This window comes from Mycobacterium sp. SMC-19, from assembly GCF_045310815.1.
Lineage (GTDB): Bacteria > Actinomycetota > Actinomycetes > Mycobacteriales > Mycobacteriaceae > Mycobacterium.
In genome coordinates, this window is the sequence record NZ_JBJIAM010000012.1 from 26,225 (window position 1) to 48,460 (window position 22,236).

The 22,236-nt window shown below is 63.8% G+C and carries 27 protein-coding genes and 1 pseudogene; 12 read left to right on the top strand and 16 right to left on the bottom strand.

Annotated elements, in window-relative coordinates; all coding sequences use genetic code 11:
- Positions 1 to 51 precede the first annotated feature (51 nt).
- Complete coding sequence (locus ACJH5R_RS20515) at positions 52 to 414, bottom strand: hypothetical protein (RefSeq protein WP_406782732.1); 363 nt, start codon at positions 412 to 414, stop codon at positions 52 to 54.
- A 74-nt stretch (positions 415 to 488) separates the two neighbouring features.
- Here ACJH5R_RS20515 and ACJH5R_RS20520 point away from each other — a divergent pair, with 74 nt between their 5' ends.
- On the top strand, positions 489 to 1,088 hold the full coding sequence (locus tag ACJH5R_RS20520) for a VOC family protein (protein WP_406782733.1): 600 nt from the start codon (positions 489 to 491) through the stop codon (positions 1,086 to 1,088).
- Here the strand turns inward: ACJH5R_RS20520 and ACJH5R_RS20525 are convergent.
- The 4 genes from ACJH5R_RS20525 to ACJH5R_RS20540 form a co-directional block, all read right to left on the bottom strand.
- On the bottom strand, positions 1,040 to 1,669 hold the full coding sequence (locus tag ACJH5R_RS20525) for a hypothetical protein (protein WP_406782734.1): 630 nt from the start codon (positions 1,667 to 1,669) through the stop codon (positions 1,040 to 1,042). The two genes, ACJH5R_RS20520 and ACJH5R_RS20525, sit on opposite strands and share 49 nt — an antisense overlap.
- Before the next feature lie 30 nt (positions 1,670 to 1,699).
- A complete protein-coding gene (locus tag ACJH5R_RS20530; protein ID WP_406782735.1) occupies positions 1,700 to 1,990 on the bottom strand; it encodes a hypothetical protein in 291 nt (96 codons plus the stop codon).
- Positions 1,991 to 2,028: 38 nt separating this feature from the next.
- The gene (locus ACJH5R_RS20535) at positions 2,029 to 2,358 is read right to left on the bottom strand and encodes a hypothetical protein (protein ID WP_406782736.1); all 330 of its coding nucleotides are present in this window, start codon (positions 2,356 to 2,358) and stop codon (positions 2,029 to 2,031) included.
- 209 nt (positions 2,359 to 2,567) lie between these two features.
- Positions 2,568 to 2,801 (bottom strand): hypothetical protein, encoded by a 234-nt coding sequence (locus tag ACJH5R_RS20540; RefSeq protein ID WP_406782737.1) that lies wholly within the window; start codon positions 2,799 to 2,801, stop codon positions 2,568 to 2,570.
- Between the two features lie 279 nt (positions 2,802 to 3,080).
- Here ACJH5R_RS20540 and ACJH5R_RS20545 point away from each other — a divergent pair, with 279 nt between their 5' ends.
- From ACJH5R_RS20545 to ACJH5R_RS20555, 3 genes are all read left to right on the top strand, one after another.
- The gene (locus ACJH5R_RS20545; protein ID WP_406782738.1) at positions 3,081 to 3,992 is read left to right on the top strand and encodes a hypothetical protein; all 912 of its coding nucleotides are present in this window, start codon (positions 3,081 to 3,083) and stop codon (positions 3,990 to 3,992) included.
- 493 nt (positions 3,993 to 4,485) lie between these two features.
- Positions 4,486 to 4,788, top strand: a complete 303-nt coding sequence (locus ACJH5R_RS20550) for a DUF732 domain-containing protein (protein ID WP_406782739.1) — start codon at positions 4,486 to 4,488, stop codon at positions 4,786 to 4,788.
- On the top strand, positions 4,785 to 5,117 hold the full coding sequence (locus ACJH5R_RS20555; protein ID WP_406782740.1) for a hypothetical protein: 333 nt from the start codon (positions 4,785 to 4,787) through the stop codon (positions 5,115 to 5,117). Before ACJH5R_RS20550 ends, ACJH5R_RS20555 begins: the two co-directional genes overlap by 4 nt.
- Positions 5,118 to 6,326: 1,209 nt before the next feature.
- Here ACJH5R_RS20555 and ACJH5R_RS20560 read toward each other — a convergent pair.
- The 5 genes from ACJH5R_RS20560 to ACJH5R_RS20580 all read right to left on the bottom strand — a co-directional run bounded on the left by ACJH5R_RS20560 (position 6,327) and on the right by ACJH5R_RS20580 (position 10,765).
- Complete coding sequence (locus ACJH5R_RS20560; protein ID WP_406782741.1) at positions 6,327 to 7,172, bottom strand: bifunctional 5,10-methylenetetrahydrofolate dehydrogenase/5,10-methenyltetrahydrofolate cyclohydrolase; 846 nt, start codon at positions 7,170 to 7,172, stop codon at positions 6,327 to 6,329.
- Positions 7,173 to 7,405: 233 nt separating this feature from the next.
- Complete coding sequence (locus ACJH5R_RS20565) at positions 7,406 to 7,954, bottom strand: hypothetical protein (protein ID WP_406782742.1); 549 nt, start codon at positions 7,952 to 7,954, stop codon at positions 7,406 to 7,408.
- Between the two features lie 116 nt (positions 7,955 to 8,070).
- Positions 8,071 to 8,580 (bottom strand): hypothetical protein, encoded by a 510-nt coding sequence (locus tag ACJH5R_RS20570; protein WP_406782743.1) that lies wholly within the window; start codon positions 8,578 to 8,580, stop codon positions 8,071 to 8,073.
- A gap of 116 nt (positions 8,581 to 8,696) precedes the next feature.
- Positions 8,697 to 10,394, bottom strand: coding sequence for an alpha/beta hydrolase (locus ACJH5R_RS20575; protein ID WP_406782744.1), 1,698 nt, complete (start codon positions 10,392 to 10,394; stop codon positions 8,697 to 8,699).
- A 14-nt stretch (positions 10,395 to 10,408) separates the two neighbouring features.
- Positions 10,409 to 10,765: a hypothetical protein gene (locus ACJH5R_RS20580; RefSeq protein WP_406782745.1), complete on the bottom strand. Its 357-nt coding sequence runs from the start codon at positions 10,763 to 10,765 to the stop codon at positions 10,409 to 10,411.
- Positions 10,766 to 10,944: 179 nt separating this feature from the next.
- Here ACJH5R_RS20580 and ACJH5R_RS20585 point away from each other — a divergent pair, with 179 nt between their 5' ends.
- The gene (locus ACJH5R_RS20585; RefSeq protein ID WP_406782746.1) at positions 10,945 to 11,322 is read left to right on the top strand and encodes a hypothetical protein; all 378 of its coding nucleotides are present in this window, start codon (positions 10,945 to 10,947) and stop codon (positions 11,320 to 11,322) included.
- A gap of 67 nt (positions 11,323 to 11,389) precedes the next feature.
- Here the strand turns inward: ACJH5R_RS20585 and ACJH5R_RS20590 are convergent.
- A pseudogene (locus ACJH5R_RS20590) lies at positions 11,390 to 11,605 on the bottom strand (hypothetical protein); the annotation flags it as partial.
- 251 nt (positions 11,606 to 11,856) lie between these two features.
- Positions 11,857 to 12,117: a hypothetical protein gene (locus ACJH5R_RS20595; RefSeq protein ID WP_406782747.1), complete on the bottom strand. Its 261-nt coding sequence runs from the start codon at positions 12,115 to 12,117 to the stop codon at positions 11,857 to 11,859.
- 315 nt (positions 12,118 to 12,432) lie between these two features.
- Between ACJH5R_RS20595 and ACJH5R_RS20600 the strand changes: the two genes are divergently transcribed.
- From ACJH5R_RS20600 to ACJH5R_RS20610, 3 genes are all read left to right on the top strand, one after another.
- Positions 12,433 to 13,011, top strand: a complete 579-nt coding sequence (locus ACJH5R_RS20600) for a recombinase family protein (RefSeq protein WP_406782748.1) — start codon at positions 12,433 to 12,435, stop codon at positions 13,009 to 13,011.
- Positions 13,008 to 13,442, top strand: coding sequence for a hypothetical protein (locus ACJH5R_RS20605; protein ID WP_406782749.1), 435 nt, complete (start codon positions 13,008 to 13,010; stop codon positions 13,440 to 13,442). Before ACJH5R_RS20600 ends, ACJH5R_RS20605 begins: the two co-directional genes overlap by 4 nt.
- Before the next feature lie 534 nt (positions 13,443 to 13,976).
- Positions 13,977 to 14,243: a hypothetical protein gene (locus ACJH5R_RS20610; protein WP_406782750.1), complete on the top strand. Its 267-nt coding sequence runs from the start codon at positions 13,977 to 13,979 to the stop codon at positions 14,241 to 14,243.
- Positions 14,244 to 14,567: 324 nt separating this feature from the next.
- Here the strand turns inward: ACJH5R_RS20610 and ACJH5R_RS20615 are convergent, their stop codons facing one another.
- On the bottom strand, positions 14,568 to 14,939 hold the full coding sequence (locus tag ACJH5R_RS20615; RefSeq protein ID WP_406782751.1) for an AraC family transcriptional regulator ligand-binding domain-containing protein: 372 nt from the start codon (positions 14,937 to 14,939) through the stop codon (positions 14,568 to 14,570).
- 209 nt (positions 14,940 to 15,148) lie between these two features.
- Between ACJH5R_RS20615 and ACJH5R_RS20620 the strand changes: the two genes are divergently transcribed.
- Together ACJH5R_RS20620 and ACJH5R_RS20625 are read left to right on the top strand one after the other, a co-directional pair.
- Positions 15,149 to 15,949, top strand: coding sequence for a maleylpyruvate isomerase N-terminal domain-containing protein (locus tag ACJH5R_RS20620; RefSeq protein WP_406782752.1), 801 nt, complete (start codon positions 15,149 to 15,151; stop codon positions 15,947 to 15,949).
- A 43-nt stretch (positions 15,950 to 15,992) separates the two neighbouring features.
- Positions 15,993 to 16,829: an SDR family oxidoreductase gene (locus ACJH5R_RS20625; protein WP_406782753.1), complete on the top strand. Its 837-nt coding sequence runs from the start codon at positions 15,993 to 15,995 to the stop codon at positions 16,827 to 16,829.
- 32 nt (positions 16,830 to 16,861) lie between these two features.
- Here the strand turns inward: ACJH5R_RS20625 and ACJH5R_RS20630 are convergent, their stop codons facing one another.
- Positions 16,862 to 17,827 (bottom strand): aldo/keto reductase, encoded by a 966-nt coding sequence (locus tag ACJH5R_RS20630; protein ID WP_406782813.1) that lies wholly within the window; start codon positions 17,825 to 17,827, stop codon positions 16,862 to 16,864.
- 81 nt (positions 17,828 to 17,908) lie between these two features.
- Here ACJH5R_RS20630 and ACJH5R_RS20635 point away from each other — a divergent pair, with 81 nt between their 5' ends.
- On the top strand, positions 17,909 to 18,532 hold the full coding sequence (locus ACJH5R_RS20635; protein ID WP_406782754.1) for a TetR family transcriptional regulator: 624 nt from the start codon (positions 17,909 to 17,911) through the stop codon (positions 18,530 to 18,532).
- 43 nt (positions 18,533 to 18,575) lie between these two features.
- A complete protein-coding gene (locus tag ACJH5R_RS20640; RefSeq protein WP_406782755.1) occupies positions 18,576 to 19,649 on the top strand; it encodes an AraC family transcriptional regulator in 1,074 nt (357 codons plus the stop codon).
- Positions 19,650 to 19,673: 24 nt separating this feature from the next.
- On the opposite strand, the gene ACJH5R_RS20645 is transcribed toward ACJH5R_RS20640, so the two are convergent.
- Together ACJH5R_RS20645 and fgd are read right to left on the bottom strand one after the other, a co-directional pair.
- The gene (locus ACJH5R_RS20645; protein WP_406782756.1) at positions 19,674 to 20,927 is read right to left on the bottom strand and encodes an NAD(P)/FAD-dependent oxidoreductase; all 1,254 of its coding nucleotides are present in this window, start codon (positions 20,925 to 20,927) and stop codon (positions 19,674 to 19,676) included.
- Positions 20,928 to 21,180: 253 nt separating this feature from the next.
- Entirely contained in the window at positions 21,181 to 22,188 is a 1,008-nt protein-coding gene (gene fgd / locus ACJH5R_RS20650) for a glucose-6-phosphate dehydrogenase (coenzyme-F420) (RefSeq protein WP_406782757.1), read from the bottom strand.
- Positions 22,189 to 22,236 lie beyond the last annotated feature (48 nt).

Consider the following 22,236-nt stretch of genomic DNA (forward strand, 5'->3'; position numbering starts at 1 on the left):
CGGGGGTGAGGACCTGTTCCGTGCCACACACCTCGCAGATGTGACGGAGTTTCATTTCGCACTACCGCCGGGCGCGAGCCGGATGACGATGCCTTCGCCGGGAACGGTGATAGCAGCTTCGCCGTGGCGGTCAACGCGGGCGCTGAAGCCGGCGCCATTCAACCGCTCTACCGCCGCCGCTACGTCCGGGACGCTGAGCATCAGCAACGCTGGCAGCGCCGGAGCGCCAACCGTCACGACGATGGACGCGGCGCCCACCAATACGGTGGCGGACCGCGCGTCGACGCCGTCCTTGCGGGTGTAAGGCTGCCATTCCGGTAACGGTGTGCCGGCGACGGCGGACAGGGCTACGACCAGTGAGTCGGCATCGTCGGCGTCGGCGAACAGGTGCATGCGAGTAAGACAGGCGGTCATGCCCGGACGCTAAGGCTCCGTGCCGACATCGCCATGGTCAGGCGCGTGTCGGCCGGCGGTGGGAAGCTGGGACGGTGAAGCTCGGGCTTCTGGTGCTGTACGTCTCTGACTTGGAACGCGCCCACCACTTCTACGGCGCGGTGCTGGGCCTGCCCCTGGTGCAGGAGCAACACGGCTCCTCCGGGCCGGTGCACTACTCAGCGACGCTGTCCGACGGCGCGGTCCTGGAGCTGTACCCGGCTGGGAGCAAGCCGCCGACGCGCACACGGCTGTCGCTTCAGCTGCCCGACGTCGCCACCGCGGCCGACGCGGCGAGGGCGGCGGGGTTCACGGTGAGGACGATGAAGTGGGGCTTGCTAGTCGACGGGCCGGACGACGTGGTGGTGGAGCTGCGGTTGCTGAAAGACGACGCGTACTGGGAGGCGCTGAGCAGTTGCGTTGAAGCGGGGGACTACACGACCCGGGTCACCTGGGGCGGCCCCCGCCGGAGGAGTGATCAGCTGCTGACCCAACAGCAACAGCCCCCGACCCGATTGTGGCGGGCCGGGTTCGGTTCGGTTGTTTCCGCAGGTCAAGGGCGGTGGGCGGCCCCGGCGACGGTGGTGTTCCGGGGCCGCCCCGGGGGTCAGGCGGCGGTGCCAGCTACCTCGCTGAGGTGCTCGGCAGCAGCATAGATGGTCTCGGTCCACTTCACGTATCCGCTGCACACGGTGTATTCGTCGGCCGGGTTCTCCGATCCCGGAATCCATTCGACGTGGAGCACCACACCGAGGCGGCGGGCGTAGTCGCGCAGCGCGGCGGCCTTACCCCCTCCGGTGTCGCCGTTCGCGTGCCAGAGCCACTGCGCGTCGACGAATAGGTTCAGACGGAGAGTGTGTCCTGTCCGCTCGGCTACTTTCGATGCGTACCAAACCGCCTTCTTCGCCGCCTCCATCTCGCCGCGGCTCTGCTCGCCCACCTCGCCGAAAAACTTGCCGTACCAGGCGGGATCGTCGTCGCCGAACACGATCCCGAACCGGTCTGCGGAAACCTTTGCGTCGGAGTAGAGGGTCAACTCGGCAGTCGGGGTGATCGTGGGTTGGCCCAGAGCCGCGTAGTCGATTCCGTTGTCGGCCAGGGCCTTCTTGAAGCGGGAGAAGCCCGAGGCGCTGTCTAGACCGCGGTCGATTGCCCAGACACGCAGGCCCGCACGGTCGAGACCGCGGAGGGTGCCGATGCTCTCGTTGACGAGGCTGGCGATGGTTTGCTTGGCCATTTCAGGGGTCCTTTCAGCTTGGAGTTCGGCTCAGGCGACCTGTTCGCCTAGCACCACGGAGGCGACTTCGGTGATGCGCTCATAGGCAGTGGCTGCAACGGCGGCTGCGTCGGCGTGGTCGGAGAACGCGACCGCGGCGTGGCCGGTGAACGGCTCGCCATCAATGGTCAGCAGCGTGATGTCCAGGCGCAGGACGTCGCTCACCACCGTGACATCGATGTCGGCGCCGCCCTGTGCGAGTCGGTCGCAGGTGGCGGCGAAGTCCGTGTGCTTCCGCAGCGCGACGGCGGCGGACTCGGGAGTGATCGTGTTGGTGCTCATGGTCATTTCCTTTCGGGTTGGGCGAGCTTTTCTACGGGTCAGAGGTTCTGCGTAAGCGCCGCGACGGCGCCGGCGGCGATGGCGGTGGCCGGAACGCCAGCGTCGATCGCGGCCAGGCGGAGCCGGCGGTGGAGCTGCGCCGGGAGCGCGACGCTGACCCAGCTGCCGGTGTAGGTGCTGTCGGAGGCAGCGGCCACGGTGGCCGGATCGCTGACGGCCAGGGCCTGCTCCAGGGCCTGGCCGATCAGGGCGCTGACGCTGGTTCCGGAATTCAAAGCGGCGATTCGCAGATTCCGATGAATAGGTGGGGACAGGCGCACTGAGGTGCGGATGTATTCCGCTGCGTCGGTGTGCGTTTGCGTTTCCATGCGGATCAGTGAACACGCAATTGTGCAACCCCGCAATGCTTTGACCTGCGGCTTTCTCTATTTTAGAGAACAGGTTCAGGCGAAGCTGCAGGTCAATATATGGATCGGGGTTTAGAAATTAATTTCCGCTTCGGCGCGTTTGTCCGCGTGTCGTTTGCTAAGAAAAACGCTCTAGCAGGGATGTCTCTAAAACAGAGAATAAAAACCGTTTATGCGTAGTAACGGATTACGAGTCGTCCACCGCACCGGCCGCGATCCGCTGCAGCTCCGACTACCCTGACCGCATCCGTCGTGTACCAGTGCCCGTCGAATGACCATGTACTCAACGGCGCCTTCTCCAGCACCGCATCCAGAGCCCGGTCAAGCTGCGCATCGGTCGCGCCGGCCGGGGCCAACCGTTCGACGACGAAACGGCGGAGCTGCGCGGCGGTGACGGGGTCCATGCCCGCGATGGTGCGCGGTCTCGGCGCCGGATCTGGTGCAGGGCGCGAGTCGGTGAGACGGAGTCACTGCGGCACCCGGTCGAGAGTGCATTTGCTCTAATCATTTGCATGACGGTCATCGGTCGGGCGGCACGCGCAGTGCGATCAGCGGTTGCGGTTCTGACAATTGGCGGTGCCGTTGCCGCAGGAGGATGCGCGAAGGACGATCCAGTTTCGATGCGGTGGTCAGCGCTTCCCCATACGATGGGATGTCAGCCGGAGAAGGATCGCACCTCCCCGATGGGACCTCTAGCCACTCAGGTGCAGCAGGTAACGCTGTCCCATGCGGGCGGTCAGCGCCTACAGCTGGAAATCACTTTCGCTGGCGAGGTGCCGCGCCCGCCGAGGCTTGTTCAAGGCCGATTTGGGCCTACAGAAGCGCCCGGCGAGATTGACCTTTGGTTCCACATCACCCCAGCGAATGATGCCCGGTCGATCATTGTGATGTCTCCCCTGCCGAGCGTTGGTCAGGACTGGAAGGCCGATGTCTCAGACTTTGACAAGTCGAATCCCGATGGCGTGTCGGTCTCGTCTTCTGTCGATGGACGAGTACTCACCCTGATCCTCGATTTGGCTGGCCAACGCGCGATTCTCGGTCGCGGGCCGTTCAAAGCTGACGTAGACGTACAACCATCTGCTTTCGGGCGGCAGTTCGCTGACGGCGATCTGGACACCCATTTCTTCCGCTCGTTTGACTGCCTCTGGGACACGCCGGCCCCTGCATTTCGGCAAGCGTCTCCGTCGCCCAAAGCAGTGCAGCCCCCGATGTGGCCGGATCCTCCGCCGCCGCCGAACGCGTCGGTTCCGGGGTCCACCCCGCCGATCCCCGTCTCCGGTGCGGACACTCAAGGATTCCTCGGATACCCAGCTGCTCGTTGCGAAGTCCCAGACCATTCGGCGATGCTCCTGCGAACCGCAGCGTCACTCGTGGTGGTTTGTTACGCACAGGGCGGAGGCCTCTATTACAAGGGAATGCGACTGAGTGACTTGGCGGCGATCCGCGTCGATTCGGTCATCTCGAAATCAGACGGCTTCACCGCGACTAACCCAGCCGATGGCACCCGATACGAGGTGAGCTCTCAAGGTTTGACCATTGTCGTCGGCGGCGAAGTGGCGGCATCGGAGCCTGCAGTTGAATGGGCGTTCCTGTAGCTGCTGGTGGGTGCGGTCAGTACCCTTACCGCGGTGCCGACCCAGCTCCGATCCCGGGGCCGCGACGGGGCCGGTTCCTGCGCACGTCGGTGGACCGCTGTCGCGGGAATACCGCCAATCCGCCGCGCGAAACCACTGCCGTCCGGTGATACTGGACGATTCAGGACGTCAGTAGGGCGGCGGAAGGAAGCGCAATGGGGCGCATTACGCGGGCAGTCGGTATCGGTGTGGGGGCGGCGGGGCTACTGCTCGGAACTGCGGGGGTGGCGCAGGCTGATGAGCAATCGTTTCTCGATCAACTACCGCCTCGAAGCTACGCCGAGCTGACTCAGACCGATGCGAAAAGAATCGAACACGGTTACCAAATGTGCGCCATGATCCGGTCGGGAATACCAGCCGAGGCTATCGCAAGTAGTTGGGGTTGGGGTTGGATAAACGCTGCGCAACACGGGCTGTGCCCCGACACCCTGGGCGGTGCGCAGTAAAGATGGCGATGGGACGAATTGCGAAGGCGCTCAGCGCTGGCGTGGCCGTGATGGGGCTGCTGCTCGGAGCAGCGGGGGTGGCGCAGGCGGATGATCAGTCATTCGTCGCTGCCGTCCATGACCAGGGGATCTGGACGGACATCATGAGCGATTCCACCCTCATCGGGCTCGGGCACATCATGTGCTCATCTCTACGGGATCGGTCCAGCCTCGAAACTGTCTCCGGATCCCCGCGTGGCGCTGACGGACACGGCATCGCCGTTGCGGCGCAACACGAGCTCTGCCCCGACACCCTCGGGGGACTGAAGTGAAGATCGTGATGAGGCGGGTCGCGCGGACGGCAGGAATCGGTATCGCGGCGCTGGGCATGCTGCTCGGAACTGCGGGGGTGGCCTCCGCGGATGAGCAGTCATACCTTGACAGCCTCGCTGCTCATGGCATGACCTACGGCGCGCCTGTAATTGGCATCGCGTCACCAGCACTCGCTATCCGGGGCGGAAACGACATCTGCGCGAACATCAGATACAGCGGCGACCCCCGCGCAGGTTTCAACCCATTGACGAACGCCTCGATCCCCGACTACATGATCGACGCCGCGCAGCACGAGCTCTGCCCTGAAACCCTCGGCGGTGCGCAGTGAGAAACGCCGTGTGGATCAAGACTTTGCTGACGGTAGCGCTTGCCGCGTTATTCGTTGCAGTGCCAGTGCCGATGGCCCAAGCTGGCGAGACGTGCACCGCATTGGCTCCTGACTACGACGCGTATGACGAGTGCATCTTCAAGATGCACGTGTACTGCAAGTACACCGGGGGTTTTATTGGCATACACTCCAACACCTGCACCTACTCCGACGGCGGTCGGGATGAATGCGTCACACACACGAACCCGTACTCGTTCAGCGGACTAGGGGTTATCGACCACACCTGCACGTATTTCCCGCCTGGCTCCGACTCCACACCGCCGCCCGCACCTAACGCTGATCAGGCACCGCCGCCACAAGAGCCCGCGCCGGCCGGTGAGCCGAGTTGAGGGGACAGATGATGTGGATCAAGGCTCTACTTGCCGTAGCGCCCGCTGCGTTATTCCTTGCTGCGCCAGTGCCTCTCGCACATGCGGGTGGTGAGTGCACCGCATTAGCGAATGTGAATACCGCTGGTGCTTATAAAGAGTGCCGGGACAAGATGCGCTTGCGCTGCGAGGGCCGCTTTGCTTTCTTTTCGGTAATCCACGCCACTTGCACGTACCCCGACGGCGGCCGGGATGAATGTGAGGAACACCTTGTGCCGTTTTCGCCTAACACAGAAACGGCGTCCATGAGCTGCACGTACATCCCGCCCGGTGCCGACTCGGCACCGCCGCCCGCAGCAGGCGCAGAACCACCTGTCGGTGAGCCGAGCTAGGGATGCTGACCGTGTGGATCAAGACTTTGCTGGCAGTAGCGCCTGCCGCCCTGTTCCTCGCGGCTCCAACGCCTCTCGCGCACGCTGGCGAGACTTGCACTGCGTTAGCGAACGTGAACACCGCTGATGCGTGGAAGGCGTGCGTAGCCAAGACGAATGCGCGCTGTGGGCGCACCGGAGGATTTTTTACGGAGTCCCACGTGACTTGCACCTATTCTGACGGTGGACGGGATGACTGCGTCCTTCATTACGATTACGCGCTCGTCGGCGCAGGGCCGCTTGCCGACATGGCTTGTACGTACTTTCCGCCTGGCGCCGAGCCAGCACCAGCACCCGGTGCAGCTCCGGAACCAGCGCCCGCCGCAGAACCCGCGCCCTCTCAGCCGTAGCTGCAGCTCACCCGAACACCGCCCGCGCCGCCTCGCCGCGGATCCCCGGCGCTGACCTGATCAGTGTCCAGCTGTACCGGCCGACGCCTCCGCGGCGGTGACGGTCTGCGCCAGCAGCACCGCGATGGGGCCGACGCCGCCCGGCACCGGCGTGATCAAGCTGGCCCGCCGCGCCGCGGCCTCGTACTCAACGTCGCCGATATTGCCGGGGTTGTAGCCGGCGTCGATGACAACGGCGCCGGGTTTGATCCAGTCGCCGCGGATCAGTTCGGGCCGACCGACAGCGGCGACGACGATGTCGGCCGAAGCGACGATCGCCGCCAGATCCCTTGTCTTGGAATGGCACATGGTGACCGTTGCGTCGCGGGCCAGCAGCAGCATCCCGGCCGGCTTACCCAGGATCGGGCTGCGGCCGATCACCGCCGCGTGCTGGCCGGCCGGGTCCACCTCGTAGGCATCCAGAAGTCGCATGATCCCGCCGGGGGTGCAGGACTGAAAACCCTTGGTGCCCAGCGACATCGCGGCGAACGATGCCAGAGTGACACCGTCGACATCCTTGGCCGCGGTGATCGCCTCAAAAACTGCGCGTTCGTCGACCGCCGGCGGCATCGGGTGCTGCACCAGAATGCCGTCCACGGCGTCATCGGCGGCCAGCGCCGCGACCAGTGCGACAACGTCCGTGGTGGTCGCATCGGCGGCCAATCGGTGCTGTTCGGAGTCGATGCCGTTGGCGGCGCACCGGTTCCGCTTCATCCGGACGTAGGTGTGCGAGGCGGGGTCGTCGCCGACGAGGACTGTGGCCAGGCACGGTTTGCGGCCGTGCTCCTGCGTGAACCGGGCCGCGCGCTCGGCGGTGTCGGCGAGGATCTGGCGGGCGACGGAGGTGCCGTCGATGATTGCGCTCATGGGCTCAGTGTCGTGGAGGGGGCTGACATCAGCTGCGCCGACCCGATGAAAGCCCAGCTGTACCGGCCGGCGCGGGCGGCGGTGAGCGCGGCGCGGACTGCGGTCGCATCCTGCGCGGGATCCTGTTTGTCTTCGGGGCGCGGCTCGTAGGCCTCGAACTCCGCGGCGATCTCGTCCTGGTGCTCGACGATCCAGGCGACGGTGAGAGGACAGTTTGAATCAGTTACTGCCGCTCAGTCTGCGGTCCCGCAGCCCGGCACCGCGTGATCGTTGGAAATCTTGCGCACCAACCAATCATCGTCTTTGTGAAGGGTGAATGTGACTTCTGACGCCCCCGGAACAGGGTGGTCGTTTGTGTGTGGCCACTCGCTGCGGGCGGTGAAGTCGTATGTATAGCAAGCGATCACGCGGGCGTCCCCCGCGGCAAGTGACGAGATCGTGGCAACCGCAAGGGCTATGTGATCGGTTTCGCCCGTCGAAACGCCGCGGGTGTTGAGAAGTTCGCCAATGCCTTGGGCTTCGATCTTCACAGCGCCCGTCTGGTTGGCGACGTCAACCACCGAGTTGAATTTAGCCATGTCGGAGCCAGGCCCCGGCGGTGACTGAGGATCGCCCTGCCCGTAGTGCCGGTAATTCAAAATTGTCGGCCAGATCACGTTCGTGAAGCGGGCGATGAGCGCCGGGTCTTGTGGCGCGTCAGGCTTCGCCTCAGCGGGATCGCTTGACGCGCCGAACGCCAGAGCGGTGACTAGCGGAATGGCCAGACTGAGTACGAGTTTCATCGCGAGTCATCCGCTGTGTCGGTGCCGTTGCAGCCGACGTCGAGGGAGGCTGGCTCGGTGATTCGCGGATCCGATGATCACCCAGCTGTAGCCGTCGGTGTCTGCGGCCATCCACATCACTCGCTCCGCAGGATTTTCGGGAACGGGCTGCGTTCTTTGGGCACATCCCCGGGGAAGCACGGTGACGCACCGCTGAGCGTGGGTGGGTAGCCCTCGGGGTAGGCCGCTTCGATCTGGAGACGGTAGTCGTCGGGGCCGTATGCGAAGCGGTTGGGTTTGCGGAAGCCGTCGCGTTCGATGACGTACCAGCCCCAGCTCTTCCAGATGGCGCCTACCTGGGCGATGGCGCCGGCGATGTCGGTGCCGGGCGGCAGATTGAGATCACCCCATGTGCTGAATTCCTGTGGGGCGGTGGGGCTGTTGTCGTTGTCGTTGCACCCGACTGTTGTGGTGCCGCCGCCGTAGCGGCTTGCGTCCACTGTCGTTCCAGCCGGCAGCGCCGCCAGGGTTTTCTTTAGGTAGCCCACGATGGTGTCTTGGGCCTGCTGCTGGCTGGTGGGGATGACGGGGTTCTGTTTCCAGCCCGGTGGAGGTGGTGGGTCGGCGGAGGCTGGTCCGTTGATCATGGTCGCTCCTTTGGGGACGGGTGGCCCGAGCGGGTTGTGCTGGCCGCAGCCTGCCGTCATGGCAACGGTCAGGCCGATCGATGCGGCTGAGGCGAGTATTCGGAATGCGGCGCGGTTCACCATGGCTTCTCCATATGCGGCGGTGGCGCCAACACATACGGCGGGTCAACACCGGCGATGACGTTCCCGAAGTTGGTCAAGGCGTGGTTACCACGGTCCCAGTAGCTGCTATGGGCGTCGATGCTGGTGCCGGGAATGCCCAAGATGCCCGACGGCCCGGGATCGGCGTCGAGGCGAGTGGCTCCGAAATTCATATCGGTGGGGTCGGGTCCCAGCGTGAAACCGGTAGCCCAAGTGATGACGTCGTTATCCGCCCTGGTTGCGAACACCTTGGCGTTTGGGTTCAGGTCGAGTCCCTCCGCGCAGTCAGTGAGCATGCCAGGGCTGCCGACGGCGATGATCCTGTCGGCGGCGAGGTGATGCCCGTCGGTGGACGCTGCGCCGACCAGGGTGGAGCCGTAGCTGTGTCCGATCACGGTGTCGGTGGACGGTGCCCCGATGTGCGAGGCCCGCATTCCGTTTTCGAACGAATCGAGCCGGGCTGCGCCGTTATGGGCGTAGCTGGTGTGCGCCGCTTCGAACACGTCCATGGGGCGGTCATATGCCATCCACGTCGTCACCGCTACATCCCCGTCCTGCAGGCTCTTGTCAGCGGCACGCGTTGCGGCATACATCGCTTGTGATTTGTCGGTGGCGCCATCGATCCGCGTTAGGTCGGCTCCGGTGCCGGTCACGAAGATGGCGTTGCGCTTGGCAGTGTCGGGATCGCCGATCGAGACAGCCGCACGTCCCTGGTCGTCGAGGTAACCAAGGTAGCGCGGCGGACCACCTTCCGGTGTATTCATCGCGTTCTGCACACCCTGATACTCCGCCAGCGAGTGCTTGGCCGCCTGTAATTGCGGTCCGAGAGTGGCCAGCTCGCTGCTTGTCTCCGGGCTGTGATCGCCCATGTACACCTGGCGGGCGAGCTGGTCGTAACGTGCTTGCATCGCATCGACGTTGGACTGGGCATTGGTCATCAGCTCCGGCAGATGCCGTTCGTTGTAGTGCGTCTTGTCGTCGAACGGCATCCCCGGATGGTTGCCGATGAAGTGGTCACGGCTGTAGGCGGCGTCTTTCTGTTCTTGGCTCAGCTGTTTCCACCACTGCGCGAACTGCTTCGGGTCATCCGGCGGTATCCCCGGCCCCGCGTCAGCTCCGCCCGCCCCACCATCGGCGCCGTCTTCGGGGAAGGCGAACCCGTGCAGGCCCGCGGTGGCAGTGTTGAGTTGGCGGGCTATTTCCTGCTCGTTGTTGACTAGGTTGGCGGCGCGGGACTTGATGAAGCTGGAATGTCTTTCCGCGGCGGTCTCGCGCTGCACCTGTTCCGCGGCGGAGCTGTAGTAGGTCCAGGTGTCGGTGACCAAGTAGTCGTCGCCGACCCGAAAATCCTCGCGCTCGGCGGTATTGACGGCAGAGAGCACCAGTCCCTTGTTGCTCTGCTGGGCTTGCGCGCCGCGGGTGGCGATCGCGGCGGCGTTGCGCAGCATGTCGGCGGGACCGTGGATTTTCACGACGTCGGCGGCGGCGCGCTGTTGGAAGGCTTCGGCGCCGGCGCCGGTCCAGGGGGAGCCTCCGGGACTCTTTGAGGCGTCGCGGACTTCGGTGAACGCGGCTTCCCAGGTGTTGGCGAGGTTGGTCCAGGCGGTGGCATTGGTGGTGAGGTAATCCCAGTTGGCGTCTTCGATCTCGGTTAGCGGCGGCAATCCGGACATCGCGGTCTACCTGCCTATATCCCGAGCTTGCCGGCGCCGCCGTCGACACCGGAGCTGCGGGGGATCAGCGTGGGAAGACTGGCTCCGTGCTGGGGGACTGCGTTCAGGGCGGCGGCGCCATCATGGTCCATCAACTCGTACTCGCGAGCCGCGATGCCCAGCTTGTTCGAGCTCGCGGTCATCCGGGACTTGGAGGCGGTGCCGGCGCTGCTTGCACTGGTATTGACGGTGGTGGTTGCAGCTCCGCTGGACTGCCAGCCGGACGCGGTAGCTGCGGGCAGTGCCGGTGCTAGTTGACCCGACAGCACCGTGCAGCGCTGCGCCAGATCGCGCAGGCTGACCGGGGTGACCCGCAGGACGGGGGAGGTCATGGGGGAACTGTATTAGTGAATGCCGGTTTGCGGAATTCACTGTCGTGGAGAGTCGGGCCGTTCGCAGGGACTGACCGGTCGTCGCGAAGGCGCGGCGGATGATGGCGTATTTGCTCAAGGAGCGGCTGCCGGGACTGGCGGAGGCAGAGGTGCTCGCCGACGACCTCGGTTGACGCCGGGTGCACCTGCTGTTTGCGTGCGAAGATGGCGCAGTGCTGGTATTTACGTACCTTTCTGTCGCGATCGTGGTCGCCATCATCGCGTGGTGGTTCGGCTCGGCCGTGGCGCGGTTCGCGGGAATACTACTGATGGGCTTCGGAGTATCGGGGATGTTCTGGAGCGGCCTGAGCAACTACCTTGACGCGGCGGCGATTTCCGTCGTCACGTTGCTGATCGGGGTAATGCTGTGGTTAGCAGGACATTGGATGTATGCGTACAAGCACCACGCTTGGCGAGGCCCCTTCGTTCAGCGGCTGTTCAACCAAACGCCTCTTCGTCGGCTGGACCCGACCCGGGGATGGGGACACCGGGTGATTCAGGTCCGCCGCGACAGCTGACCGCCCGACTCGGGCTGACCGCTAGCGACGGATAAGGCGGGCGCGGTCACACGACGTCAGCAGCGCGAGGGCGGCCTGGTTTGCGTTCCCAGTTCCGACCGAACATCCGCACAGCGCGTGCGTCCCAGACCGCGCCGCCCCGCAACTCCGCCAGCGGTGCGGGGAACGCGGGAAGCTCGCGGAGCTGGTGGACGCGCTGCCGCGACACCCCCAGCTCACCGGCGATTTCCGCAGCGCTCATCAATTCCGGCATGCTCGGTGCCTCGGCTCGCTGCTCGTACTCGTGCTCGCGTAGAACTTCCAGCCCGACTGGCTGCGCCCCGATCAGAGCAATGATCTCGTGAGTCAGCTTGTTCGCCGCGTCGAGCATGTCTAGCGTGCCGTCAGCCCACACGGTGATGTCGATCCCGTGGCCGGGAATCCGCGCAACCGATCCGTCAAACCCATCGAGAACACCTTCCCAGATGTCGACAGTCGCGGTATCCGGATCCAGGTCGAAGGTGTAGGACAGCACCCAGTCGTTGGTCTCGTTCATCAGCCTTCTCCTTCCTGCTCCTTGCGTCGCACCGAGCGCAGTTCCTTCTTGTTCGGTACGGGCCACGGGAGTCCGGCTTTCTTCACCTTGGTCAACACATCGAGGCGCCGGCGACGTGCGTTCCCTGGTGTCGCCGGGTACCGGGTGATGTAAGTGCCTGCAGGGTCGTAGAACCGGCGGTATCCGTTGGCGTCAGTTGTCACCGTCCATCCTTGCGACTCCGCCCACTCGATGACGTCGTCGATGCCGTCACTGCCCATGGTCCACCTTATCCTTGCTATCTGTCAATGATATGTCGATGTGGAATCGGGAACCTTCGGCTGGAAACGGGCCGTAGGACCATTGGTGAAGACTCTTGCTGAACGATTCGGGGTCTTCAAGAGGGCTCGGCGGAGGTGCCGCTGTTTGTGCGGATCGACTCTGCGACGCCGGTTCACTGTCTAACACGGGTGTACCCGTGTTAGACGAATCTCTCAAGGTGGTGAACTGGGGCGATGTTGTCTAACAAGGGTGGTTGACGAATTGTTAGACGAATGTCTAGCATGTTCTATGAACCTAGTTAGAGGAGAGCGGTCATGGGCAACGGGCAGACCGTCGGCTACGTCCGCGTCTCCACTCTCGACCAGAACACCGAGCGTCAGCTCGACGGCCTCACGCTGGACAAGGTGTTCACCGATAAGGCCAGCGGCAAAGACATCAACCGGCCGCAGCTCGCCGCCGCGCTCGACTACGTCCGCGACGGCGACACCCTCGTCGTGCACTCGATGGACAGGCTCGCCCGCAATCTTGAAGATCTGCGCCGGACCGTCCGTGAGCTCACGGATCGCGGTGTCCGGGTCCAGTTCGCCAAAGAGAACCTGACGTTCGCCGGCGACGACTCGCCGATGAGCACGCTGCTGCTGTCGATGCTTGGCGCGGTGGCGGAATTCGAGCGGTCAATGATCCTGGAGCGGCAACGCGAGGGCATTGCGATCGCGAAGGCGAAGGGCGTCTACAAGGGGCGCAAGCCGGCGCTCTCCGATGATCAAGCCGCCGAAGTCGCGCGGCGGCTGGCCGACGGCGAAGTGGCGACCGTGCTGGCCGCCGAGTTCGGAGTGTCACGAGCGACGGTCTACAACTACCGCGCCGCCCGCAAGGAAGAAGGAAAGCCGTGACCACCACCGAATCTGCCTCCGCGTCGCTGACCCGAGCCGAGAAGGCCGCGCTGCTGGGCGGTGCCGGCGGGATCCTCGCCGGGGTCGCGCACTTCAGCGGCAACAGCGTGGTCATCTGGCTGGCGATCGCCCTGCTGGCCGGCGGCGCGGCGGTGGGGTTCAGCTCCGGGTGGGTGTGGGGGCTGACTCCGCAGCGGTCGGCGCCCGCCGCGCCGGCGGGACTTGTCGGCAGCCGCATCGTCTTCGGCGGCCACACATTTACTGTGCTCGATGACTCGGCTGTGCGCGGTGACGGGAGACGAGCTAGCGTCGTCGCCGCGGACGAAGCGGGTCAGCTGGGGGCGCTATTCGTCGGGTTCTCGGCTGATGGGCGGGTTGCTGAGGCGCGGATCGGGAAGGGTCCGTGGGGTGCAGCTGCGGTGGTGGGGTAGCGCCGTCGTCGTCACCTGGGACTTCGGCGCGCTCCCCGACCAGGGCACAGTCAGATGCGGTTTTGTGGCGACCACTGGTGAGAATTGACATTCCCGCAGCAGCTCCAGCAAAAGTGCTGGTAGTGGCACTTTCGCGCTGGAACACGGCGCGAGGGCTGTTCGTTGGGAGCCCTGGTCAGCGACGCATTCAAGGAGATCCTGCGAATGTACGCCCGGCCGCCACTCGGCTCCGCCCGTGCCGTAAAGGACGCCGAGGTAGCCGGGCGCTACATCCCACGCAAATCGCAAGTGGCCATTAACGTGTCCGCGTCATACGACTGGCCAACTGGTGGCCCAGCCGGACCGGTTCAATCCCGGCCGGTTCATCGGCGTCACCTCCCGAAACGCCACCACACCAGGGGGCTTACCCCGCGATGGAGGGCGTTGTGATCAACGCCAGGCAACTCTGCGAATGGACCAGCGCGTGCTCAACAACATTGTGGAGTGGGGTGCGGGCGGCATCGAATGTGTCGTTTCGGAAGGGGACCAGCGCCAGTGCTCATACTGCAGGACCGCAGGCCCAGAGTCGAGGAACTGGCCGACGGCCCTTGCCTGTCGAATGTTCTGCAGATGTTCAGGATTCGCCCGCGGGTGGTGCCTGACATCTCCTGGGCCTGGGAAGCCAAGTTTGTGCTCACGATGGGCAGCACGCTCACGACCACCTACGGGTTCTACTTCCTCACCGATCAGCTAGGCGTGGCCTCCGCTGATCTCTCGCGCCTGATCACGCTCACCGGCCTGGTGGTTTGGCAACGGCTCTAATCGGTGCGAGCGTGGGCGCCTCCGTCGTAGCACTGGCAGGTGCTGTAACGATCGCAGCGTCACACACTGTGGATATTTACTTCGCCGGGATGGTGATCACCGGGTTGGCCACCGGGATCCTGATGCCGGTGGAAGCAGCGTTGACCATTGATGTTCTGGCCGGCGACGGCCGCGAATCCGGCCGCTACATGTCGCTTGCCGGGCTCTCGGATTCGATTCCACGCTCGGTGGGTCCGCTGTTGGCCCCGGCCGTCATCGCGCTGGGAGCGCTCACGCCCGTCGGCGGATATCCGGTTCTCTACATCCTCGGCGGCGTAGTCGCCCTCACCGGTGGTCTGATGATCCGCCCGCGTGCGCGGCAGCTGCTGATGCCACGGACTGTCGGGAACCCTCAATTCCCAATAGCCGGGATGCTCCGTTCAGCATCGTTGTTCCGTGCGCCACGATGGCAACCGGCCCGAGGATGTCGGGGTGTTGCCTGGCGGCCAGACGCAGTGCGACATCGGGTATCTCGAACTTGTGCGCGACCGTTCCGAGCACCGTCGACAACGCGCTGAACGGTATGTAGCGATCGTGGGCGCCGATCATGTCCATATCGATGCCGACATCGCCGAGTAGTTCGGTTGGGTCGCAACCGATTTCGCTGAGCAACTCGGGGAGGTGGCTCAGCGATGCGGCACTGATCAGATCCCCCATGTGTTGAAAAGTAAAAAACTCGGCACCAAGTGTCAAGAACCCCGGGACCGTTGTCTGCCAGACTCGGCACACCCGCCGGCCACGCGACGGAATGACCGGCGGCCGTGAGTTCTCCGAGAGCGAGCCCGGACCGCGAGTTCCGATGCTCGCCGTAGCCCATCGCCGTTCCGCCTCTCATCTTTCATCTTAAGTTCGAAAGGTCACCAACAATGTCAGACGAAGGGGTGTGCGCGGCCACGGAACTGGTTGGGGCCACTCGCGAACTCATCAAGAACCTGACCCTCCGGGACTGGGCGGCCGACAGCGCCTGCCGCGGCTGGCGAGTCCAGGATCTAGTCGGGCACATGGCGTTCTTCTTCAACTTCATCGCCGATCCCGAGCTCATCCTGCCGGACAATCCGAGCGGCATGGCCGAGAGGCTGAACGACGCCGTCGTCGCCCAGAACGCGCAGTGGATGCCCGCCCAGGTGATCGACTACTACAACGCGCAGAGCGAGATCGGCCTTGAGACGCTGGCCGCGTTGCAGGAGGAGCCGCTGCGCGATCAGCCGCTTCCACTGCTCGACCTGGGGACCTACCGGATGGCGCAGTTGGCCGACGCCGTCGCCTTCGACCATCTGGTGCACCTGGATTCGGATCTGTTCACCCCCACCCGGGTTTCGGCCACCGCGCAGATCCCCGTTGAGGCAGCGATCAACCCCGCACTGGACTGGATGCTCGCCGGCCTGCGCGGGATGTGCGGAACGGCGCTCGCACCGCTGCTCGATGCCCCGATCGGTCTGTGCCTCACCGGTGCCACCGACCGCAGCTTCACCCTCGCCCGCGACGCCGCGGACCCCACGACGATCACGGCCGCTGAAACTGTCCAGTTACCCGACGACGTCGCGGTCAGCGACGCACTCGATTTCACTCGCTGGGCTACCCGTCGCACCGCCTGGCGTTCGGCCGTCGACCTAGGCGGTGATCATGCCCGCGTCGCGGCTGTACTCGACGCTGTCCACGTCGTCTGATCGTCGCATTTCCCATCCATCCCACCCATTCAGAGGAGTACCCATGTCCGAGTATCTGAAAGACAAGGTCATCATCGTCACCGGCGCCGGCAACGGCTTCGGCCAGCTGATCTCCGAAAAGTGCGCGGCGGGCGGCGCGAAAGTCGTTGGGGTCGACGTGAACGCCGCCAACCTCAAGACCGTCTTTCAGGGCATCACCGCGGCCGGCAACCAGGGGGTCGACGTGGTCGCCGACGTTACCGACCTCGCTCAAATGCGCGTGGCGGCACATCGCGCCGTCGAAATCTACGGGGCCATCGACGTTTTGGTGAACAACGCCGGCATCATGCCGCTCGCCTTCTTCGCCGACCATCAGGCGGCGGCTGCGGCCTGGGACAAGGTGATCGACATCAACTTCAAGGGCGCGATTCATGGCATCTCCGCGGTCTACGACCAGATGATCGCCCAAGGTCGCGGCCAGGTGGTGAACATCTCGTCGATCTACGGCAACGCCGGTGTCGAGGGGTCCGGTGTCTACAGTGCGACGAAGGCGGCGGTCACCGTGCTCTCGGATTCGCTGCGCATCGAGACCAAGGGAAAGATCAAGGTCACGACCGTCAAGCCGACGGGCGTCCTCGGCACCGGTCTGGTGGGAGGAATCGTCAACGAGGCAGCCGCCTTCGGACTCACCGGGCAGCGGGCACCGCAGTTCGCCGAGCATTGGGGTGCGGCAGCCGAAGGCACCTTGCCGGCGGCACTCACCGATGTCGACTCTGTCCAGTACTGGATGATCAAGCCCGACGAGCTAGCCGATGCCGTCGTGCACGTCATCGATCAGCCGTGGGGCATCAGCATCAGTGACGTCACCGTGCGCGCCAGCGGCGAGGACTTCGTGTACTAACACATGCAAGTGGAACGCCACACATCGTTGAATCAATCCCACTGGGGAAGCATGGCGTCCACGTACCGGGAACCATGCCCGCCGGTCGGCAAGATCTCGGCGATCGTGTCCATATCGTCTTGTGACAGCACCAGGTTCACCGCTTCGGCGTTCTCCTGGACACGCTCCGCACGTCGACTGCCCGGAATAGGAACGATGTCGTCACCCTGGGCGAGGATCCAGGCCAGCGCCAACTGCGCCACGGTGGCACCGTGGGAGGCGGCGAGCTGGGACAGCAGGCGAGTCGCGTCCCGGTTCTTCTCGAAGTTTCCCGCCTGCCAGCGCGGGTCGTATTGACGCATATCCGTCGCGTCGTACTCTGCGGCAGCCTTCACCGCACTGGTGATGAAGCCTCGGCCCAGCGGCGAATAGGCAACGAACCCGATTCCGAGTTCTCGCAAGGTCGGAAACAACCGCTCAACATCGCGTTCGAACAGCGAGTACTCGGTCTGCAGAACCGATACGGGTTGCACCGCGTGAGCACGTCGGATGGTCTTCTCGCCGGCTTCGCTCATTCCGAAGTACTTGACTTTGCCAGCTTCGATCGCCTCTTTGACCACGCCGGCAACGTCCTCGATCGGGACGTTCGGGTCTACCCGATGTTGGTAGAACACATCGATGTAGTCGACACCGAGGTTGCGCAGGCTGTTGTCCAGCACCTCGCGAATGTGGTCCGGTCGGCTATCGACGCCGAGGTCCGGGGCGGTGAATCCGAACTTCGTAGCAATGACGACCTCATCGCGGATGGCCTTCAGCGCCCGGCCCACGATTCGCTCGTTTTCGCCCCAGCCATACATCTCTGCCGTATCGAAATGCGTGATGCCGAGGTCGTGGGCGCGGCGGATCGCCTCGCTCCCGCCCTGTTCATCGCCCGGCCCGTAGGCAACTGAAATACCCATGCAACCGTATCCCATCGCCGAGGACTTCAGTCCCTGGCTGCCCAAGACTCGATCCTCCATCGTTAGCTTCGATGCCATAGACAGACTATGTCGAGTTTGGCAGTCAATGTCAATCGTGCTACAGCGTGTAACATTTCGCCGGTGCAACGGGTGACGAAGCCGCCGGCTCGACCGATGGGTATCCGCGATCGCACGCGCGCCGCGGTTCGGGCCGATATCGCCGACCGTGCCCTCTGCATGTTCGACGAGCATGGGTTCGAAGCAACCACGGTGGACGACATCGCAAGGGAAGCTGGCATATCGGTACGAACGTTCTTCCGCTATTTCGCAACCAAAGAGGACGTGGTGTTCGGCGATCTGCTGCCGATCGGCGATTCCGTGTGCGCCGCACTCGCCGATCGGCCGCCCAGTGAAGCCGCGTGGCCAGCGTTGCACGCCGCCATCCGCGTCATCGCTGACATCGCAGAGGCCGAGCCCGACACCGCCCTTCGTTCAACGCGTGTCGCATCCAGCACTCCCTCGTTGCGGGCGCGCGGCCATCAGAAACACACCGTATGGGCGGGTTTGCTCGCCCCCCTCATCGAATCCCGCATTGACGGTCACCCGGAAGGTCACATGGCGGCCGCCGCGCTTATCTACTGCGCGTTGGCATGCCTAGACGTCGCTCTCAATGAATGGGCCGAGTCCGGCGGGACCCGGGACCTAGGACATCTCATCGACATCGCATTCGACACTGTCCAGCGACCACCTATGCCAGGGCGGTAAGCCCAGCACGGACGCCTCGTCGCGGAAGGGAGATCCGAGCCAAATGGCGACCTCGTGTGCGTACTACTTTCAACAGACACTGCATAGTGCGCAGCGCCACGGGATCGACCCGGATGACCTGTTGGCAGAGATTGGCCTGGACAAGGATCGCGTTTTCGACCCGTCCTGGCGCGGCGATGTCGAACTGTTGGCCCGCCTCGTGCAGTTGATGTGGTTCGCGCTCGATGACGAGTTCATGGGCTTCTTGGCGCGTCCGGCCCGGCCTGGGACGTTCGCCATGATGACGTACGGGATCATCACCGAGCCGTCGCTGGAAGCCGCACTGCGCAAGGGCGTCTTGTTCTATCAGCTCATCACCGACGCAATGACGATGTCTCTGGACGGCGACCGGCAGCAACTGCGCCTTTCCATCGAGTTCGCGTCCCTTGACCTCGATCCCAGCCATTACTTCCTGGAGTTCTGGGCCACGATCTGGTATCGGCTCATCGGGTGGCTCGCCGGCTCGTTGCCTCCGCTCACGGCGGCGACATTCAGCTATCCCCGGCCGGTGGCGTATGCAGATGAGTTGCGCTATATCTTCCGTTGCCCGCATTATTTCGACTCGGATGCGACGTCGGTGATCTTCGACCGCGAGTTCTTGCAGCAGCCCGTCGTCCGCAGCCGCGCTGAACTCAAGAAATTTCTGGCGGCGGCACCATTGGGGTTCATGTCGACACCGGCCGACGAGAACAGCATTTCGCGTCGGGTGAAAACTACACTACTGGCTGCTCGATCGTTACCGCTAACCTTTCCGCCGCTCAATTCGGTGGCTCACCAAATGAGTATGGCGGAATCTACCTTGCGTCGACGACTCAGCGAAGAATCCACGTCGTATCGCGAGATCAAAGAGAACATCCGCAGGGATCTTGCGGTTCAACGACTCCTCGGCAGTTCGGTGCCCGTGGAAGAGATCGGTAGGCTTGTCGGCTATAGCGAGGCGCGGGCGTTCACCCGAGCTTTCAAGCAATGGACTGGACACAGCCCCGGGGCCTACCGTGTACACCTCGCCAGCAAATTCGGCCAACGAGCAGCCAGAAGCTACCCGCCCGCCACGCCGGTCGGGCCATTACGGCCGTGACTGCATCGCCAACAGCGGCACGGGTCAATGGAATTCAAAACACCGTTTGATATCGACCGACTCGTCGCCCAGCAGATCCAGATGCACCTTTGCCTGCTGACTGATCGCCTTTTTAGCGGCCATGAACAACGACGGGTTGTTAGACGTCTCGGCCGCAATCACCGAATCGTCGTCGTTGAGATGGAACAGGGCGAACTTGCGGGTATCCGCATCGCCTCTGACGATGGTCGTCCCCGTCGCCGGCACGACGCCCGCAATCTTGATTTGTAAGTCGAATTGATCCGACCAGAACCACGGTACTTCCCGAATCGGCAGCGGCCGCCCGGCGATCACCGAAGCAACGCACTTGGCCTGCTCGACAGCGCTGGGGATACTCTCCATGCGGATGGTGTCGGCGACCCCCATCATCGGCCGCTTCGTCACATCGCCAATGGCGAAGATCGCCGGGTCATTGGTGCGACCGGATTCATCCACGGTGATCCCGTTATCACAGCGGATTCCGCAATCCTTGGCCAGCTTTTCGCGCGGAGTGGCGCCGATCCCGACCAGGACCACGTCGCAGTCAAGCTCCTCACCTCCATTGAGCTGCACGGAACATACTGCGCCCTTGTCGTCGCCGACGAATCCGACAACCTGCTCGCCGGTGCGAATCTCAACACCCCGACGGGCGTGCTGTTTCTCCATGACGTCGGAGAATGTCGCGCTGGCCACCCGAGCCAGGATGCGCTGCTCGCGTTCAAGCACGACCACCTTCGTGTCACTGTTGGCGACGGCTTCGGCGGCCACCTCCAGGCCGATGTAACCAGCGCCGATGATCACCAGCCGGCGGGCCTTGGCAATGCGATCGCGCAGCCCATGCGCGTCGTCGAGGGTACGGAGACTGACGATGTTGTTCAGTTCGGCGCCGGGTACTCTCAATTGCCGTGCCTCCGCACCAGTAGCGAGCACCAGATACTGGTAGCCGATCGCTTCACCCGTGCTCGTCACGATCGCCTGGTTGACGCGGTCGACGCTGACAACGTCCGTTCCCAGCCGAATCTCGATGTTCTGACTGCGATAGAAATCAACCGGCCGCAGCAACTGCTCAAGATCGCCAGACAAGAACTTCTTAGACAGCGGTGGTCTGTGGTACGGGGGATGCGGTTCGTCACCAAACATCACCACGCCGCCGTCGTAACCGTACTGCCGCAACAGGGATACCAGGTTGCCGCCACCGTGACCGGCACCGACCACCACGGTGCAATGGCGATTGCCGAATCCACGAGCGCCGGTAGTCACTGATGTCACCTTCTTGGGATAGGCCCGTCGCCGGGTGGCTGGCGGAAATGTCCCATTTCCTCCGAACTCAGTCTGCCGATCGCGAAGTACCGGCGCGTCATCACAACGAGTGGTTCTCACTGCACGAAAGGGTCAGAGTTCGCTGGGCAGGAGCGCCATATGCTCAGATTGGTCTACGCCTACGCCGGTCGACGAGCCCAGTCGAGCATCTTGGCGATCTGGACAGCGGTGGGGGTGGGGTGACAGAAGCGTCCTATAGCAGTCTTCGCAGTCGCGGACCCAGGTCGCGTTCGAACAGCTTGAGGAAACGGCGTTGATCGTGGCCAGGGGCGTGGAAAACCAGGTGGTTGAATCCGGCGTCGACATACTGTTGGACCTGCCCGACGACATAGTCCGGATCGGCGGCGATGATCCAGCGCTTGGCAATCTGCTCGATCGGCAGCTCATCGGCGGCGCGCTCCATCATGATCGGGTCGTCGATGGAGTGCTTCTGCTCCGCAGTAAGCGAGAGAGGTGCCCAGAAGCGGGTGTTCTCGAGTGCCGCTTTCGGGTCTGTGTCGTAAGAGATTTTAATTTCGATCATACGGTCGATCTGCGATAGGTTACGCCCGACCGTGCTGGCGCCCTCGGCGACAGCGGGCATCAACTTGTTGGTGTACAGATCCATCCCTTTGCCGGACGTGCAGATGAATCCGTCTCCCGTTCGCCCCGCGTATCGGGCGACGATCGGTCCACCGGCGGCTACGTAGACCGGGATACCGCCCTCGGGGGCGTCGTAGATCGATGCGCCGCGCACCTTGTAGTACTCGCCGTTGAAGTCCACCCGCCCGCCGCGCCACAATTCACGCATCAGCAGCACCGACTCCCGGAGTCGGGCAAACCGCTCCTTGAACGCCGGCCACGGGCCTTGGAAGCCGGTGGCGATCTCGTTGAGCGCCTCGCCGGTACCCACGCCAAGCAGAATGCGCCCGGGATATAGACAACCCATTGTGGCGAACGCCTGGGCGATCACGGCCGGGTTGTAGCGAAACGTCGGGGTCATTACTGAGGTGCCCAACATCAGTGTGGTAGTACGCTCCCCGACTGCCGTCATCCAAGCGACCGAAAACGGCGCGTGACCACCCTGGTGCCTCCAGGGCTGGAAATGGTCGCTGACCATAGCGCTGTCCATCCCGCGCGCCTCTGCCTCCACCGCTAGTTCGACCAGTTCCCGGGGGTCGAACTGCTCTGCAGATGCTTTGTAACCCAGTTTCAGGCTCATGCGTAGATTTCTCTCATGTCGATTGACTTGACTAAACTCGTTGCCGCT

Bases quoted from the DNA above. Each gene is read 5' to 3' on its own strand.
- ACJH5R_RS20620 (WP_406782752.1), top strand. From the start codon at position 15,149: ATGTCAGACGAAGGGGTGTGCGCGGCCACGGAACTGGTTGGGGCCACT.
- ACJH5R_RS20615 (WP_406782751.1), bottom strand. From the start codon at position 14,939: ATGGGGGATCTGATCAGTGCCGCATCGCTGAGCCACCTCCCCGAGTTG.
- ACJH5R_RS20570 (WP_406782743.1), bottom strand. From the start codon at position 8,580: ATGATCAACGGACCAGCCTCCGCCGACCCACCACCTCCACCGGGCTGG.
- ACJH5R_RS20530 (WP_406782735.1), bottom strand. From the start codon at position 1,990: ATGAGCACCAACACGATCACTCCCGAGTCCGCCGCCGTCGCGCTGCGG.
- ACJH5R_RS20565 (WP_406782742.1), bottom strand. From the start codon at position 7,954: ATGAAACTCGTACTCAGTCTGGCCATTCCGCTAGTCACCGCTCTGGCG.
- ACJH5R_RS20625 (WP_406782753.1), top strand. From the start codon at position 15,993: ATGTCCGAGTATCTGAAAGACAAGGTCATCATCGTCACCGGCGCCGGC.
- ACJH5R_RS20525 (WP_406782734.1), bottom strand. From the start codon at position 1,669: ATGGCCAAGCAAACCATCGCCAGCCTCGTCAACGAGAGCATCGGCACC.
- ACJH5R_RS20515 (WP_406782732.1), bottom strand. From the start codon at position 414: ATGACCGCCTGTCTTACTCGCATGCACCTGTTCGCCGACGCCGACGAT.
- ACJH5R_RS20640 (WP_406782755.1), top strand. From the start codon at position 18,576: ATGGCGACCTCGTGTGCGTACTACTTTCAACAGACACTGCATAGTGCG.
- ACJH5R_RS20560 (WP_406782741.1), bottom strand. From the start codon at position 7,172: ATGAGCGCAATCATCGACGGCACCTCCGTCGCCCGCCAGATCCTCGCC.
- ACJH5R_RS20575 (WP_406782744.1), bottom strand. From the start codon at position 10,394: ATGTCCGGATTGCCGCCGCTAACCGAGATCGAAGACGCCAACTGGGAT.
- ACJH5R_RS20545 (WP_406782738.1), top strand. From the start codon at position 3,081: ATGGGACCTCTAGCCACTCAGGTGCAGCAGGTAACGCTGTCCCATGCG.
- ACJH5R_RS20580 (WP_406782745.1), bottom strand. From the start codon at position 10,765: ATGACCTCCCCCGTCCTGCGGGTCACCCCGGTCAGCCTGCGCGATCTG.
- ACJH5R_RS20550 (WP_406782739.1), top strand. From the start codon at position 4,486: ATGGGACGAATTGCGAAGGCGCTCAGCGCTGGCGTGGCCGTGATGGGG.
- ACJH5R_RS20630 (WP_406782813.1), bottom strand. From the start codon at position 17,827: ATGGAGGATCGAGTCTTGGGCAGCCAGGGACTGAAGTCCTCGGCGATG.
- fgd (WP_406782757.1), bottom strand. From the start codon at position 22,188: ATGAGCCTGAAACTGGGTTACAAAGCATCTGCAGAGCAGTTCGACCCC.
- ACJH5R_RS20595 (WP_406782747.1), bottom strand. From the start codon at position 12,117: ATGGGCAGTGACGGCATCGACGACGTCATCGAGTGGGCGGAGTCGCAA.
- ACJH5R_RS20600 (WP_406782748.1), top strand. From the start codon at position 12,433: ATGGGCAACGGGCAGACCGTCGGCTACGTCCGCGTCTCCACTCTCGAC.
- ACJH5R_RS20535 (WP_406782736.1), bottom strand. From the start codon at position 2,358: ATGGAAACGCAAACGCACACCGACGCAGCGGAATACATCCGCACCTCA.
- ACJH5R_RS20540 (WP_406782737.1), bottom strand. From the start codon at position 2,801: ATGGACCCCGTCACCGCCGCGCAGCTCCGCCGTTTCGTCGTCGAACGG.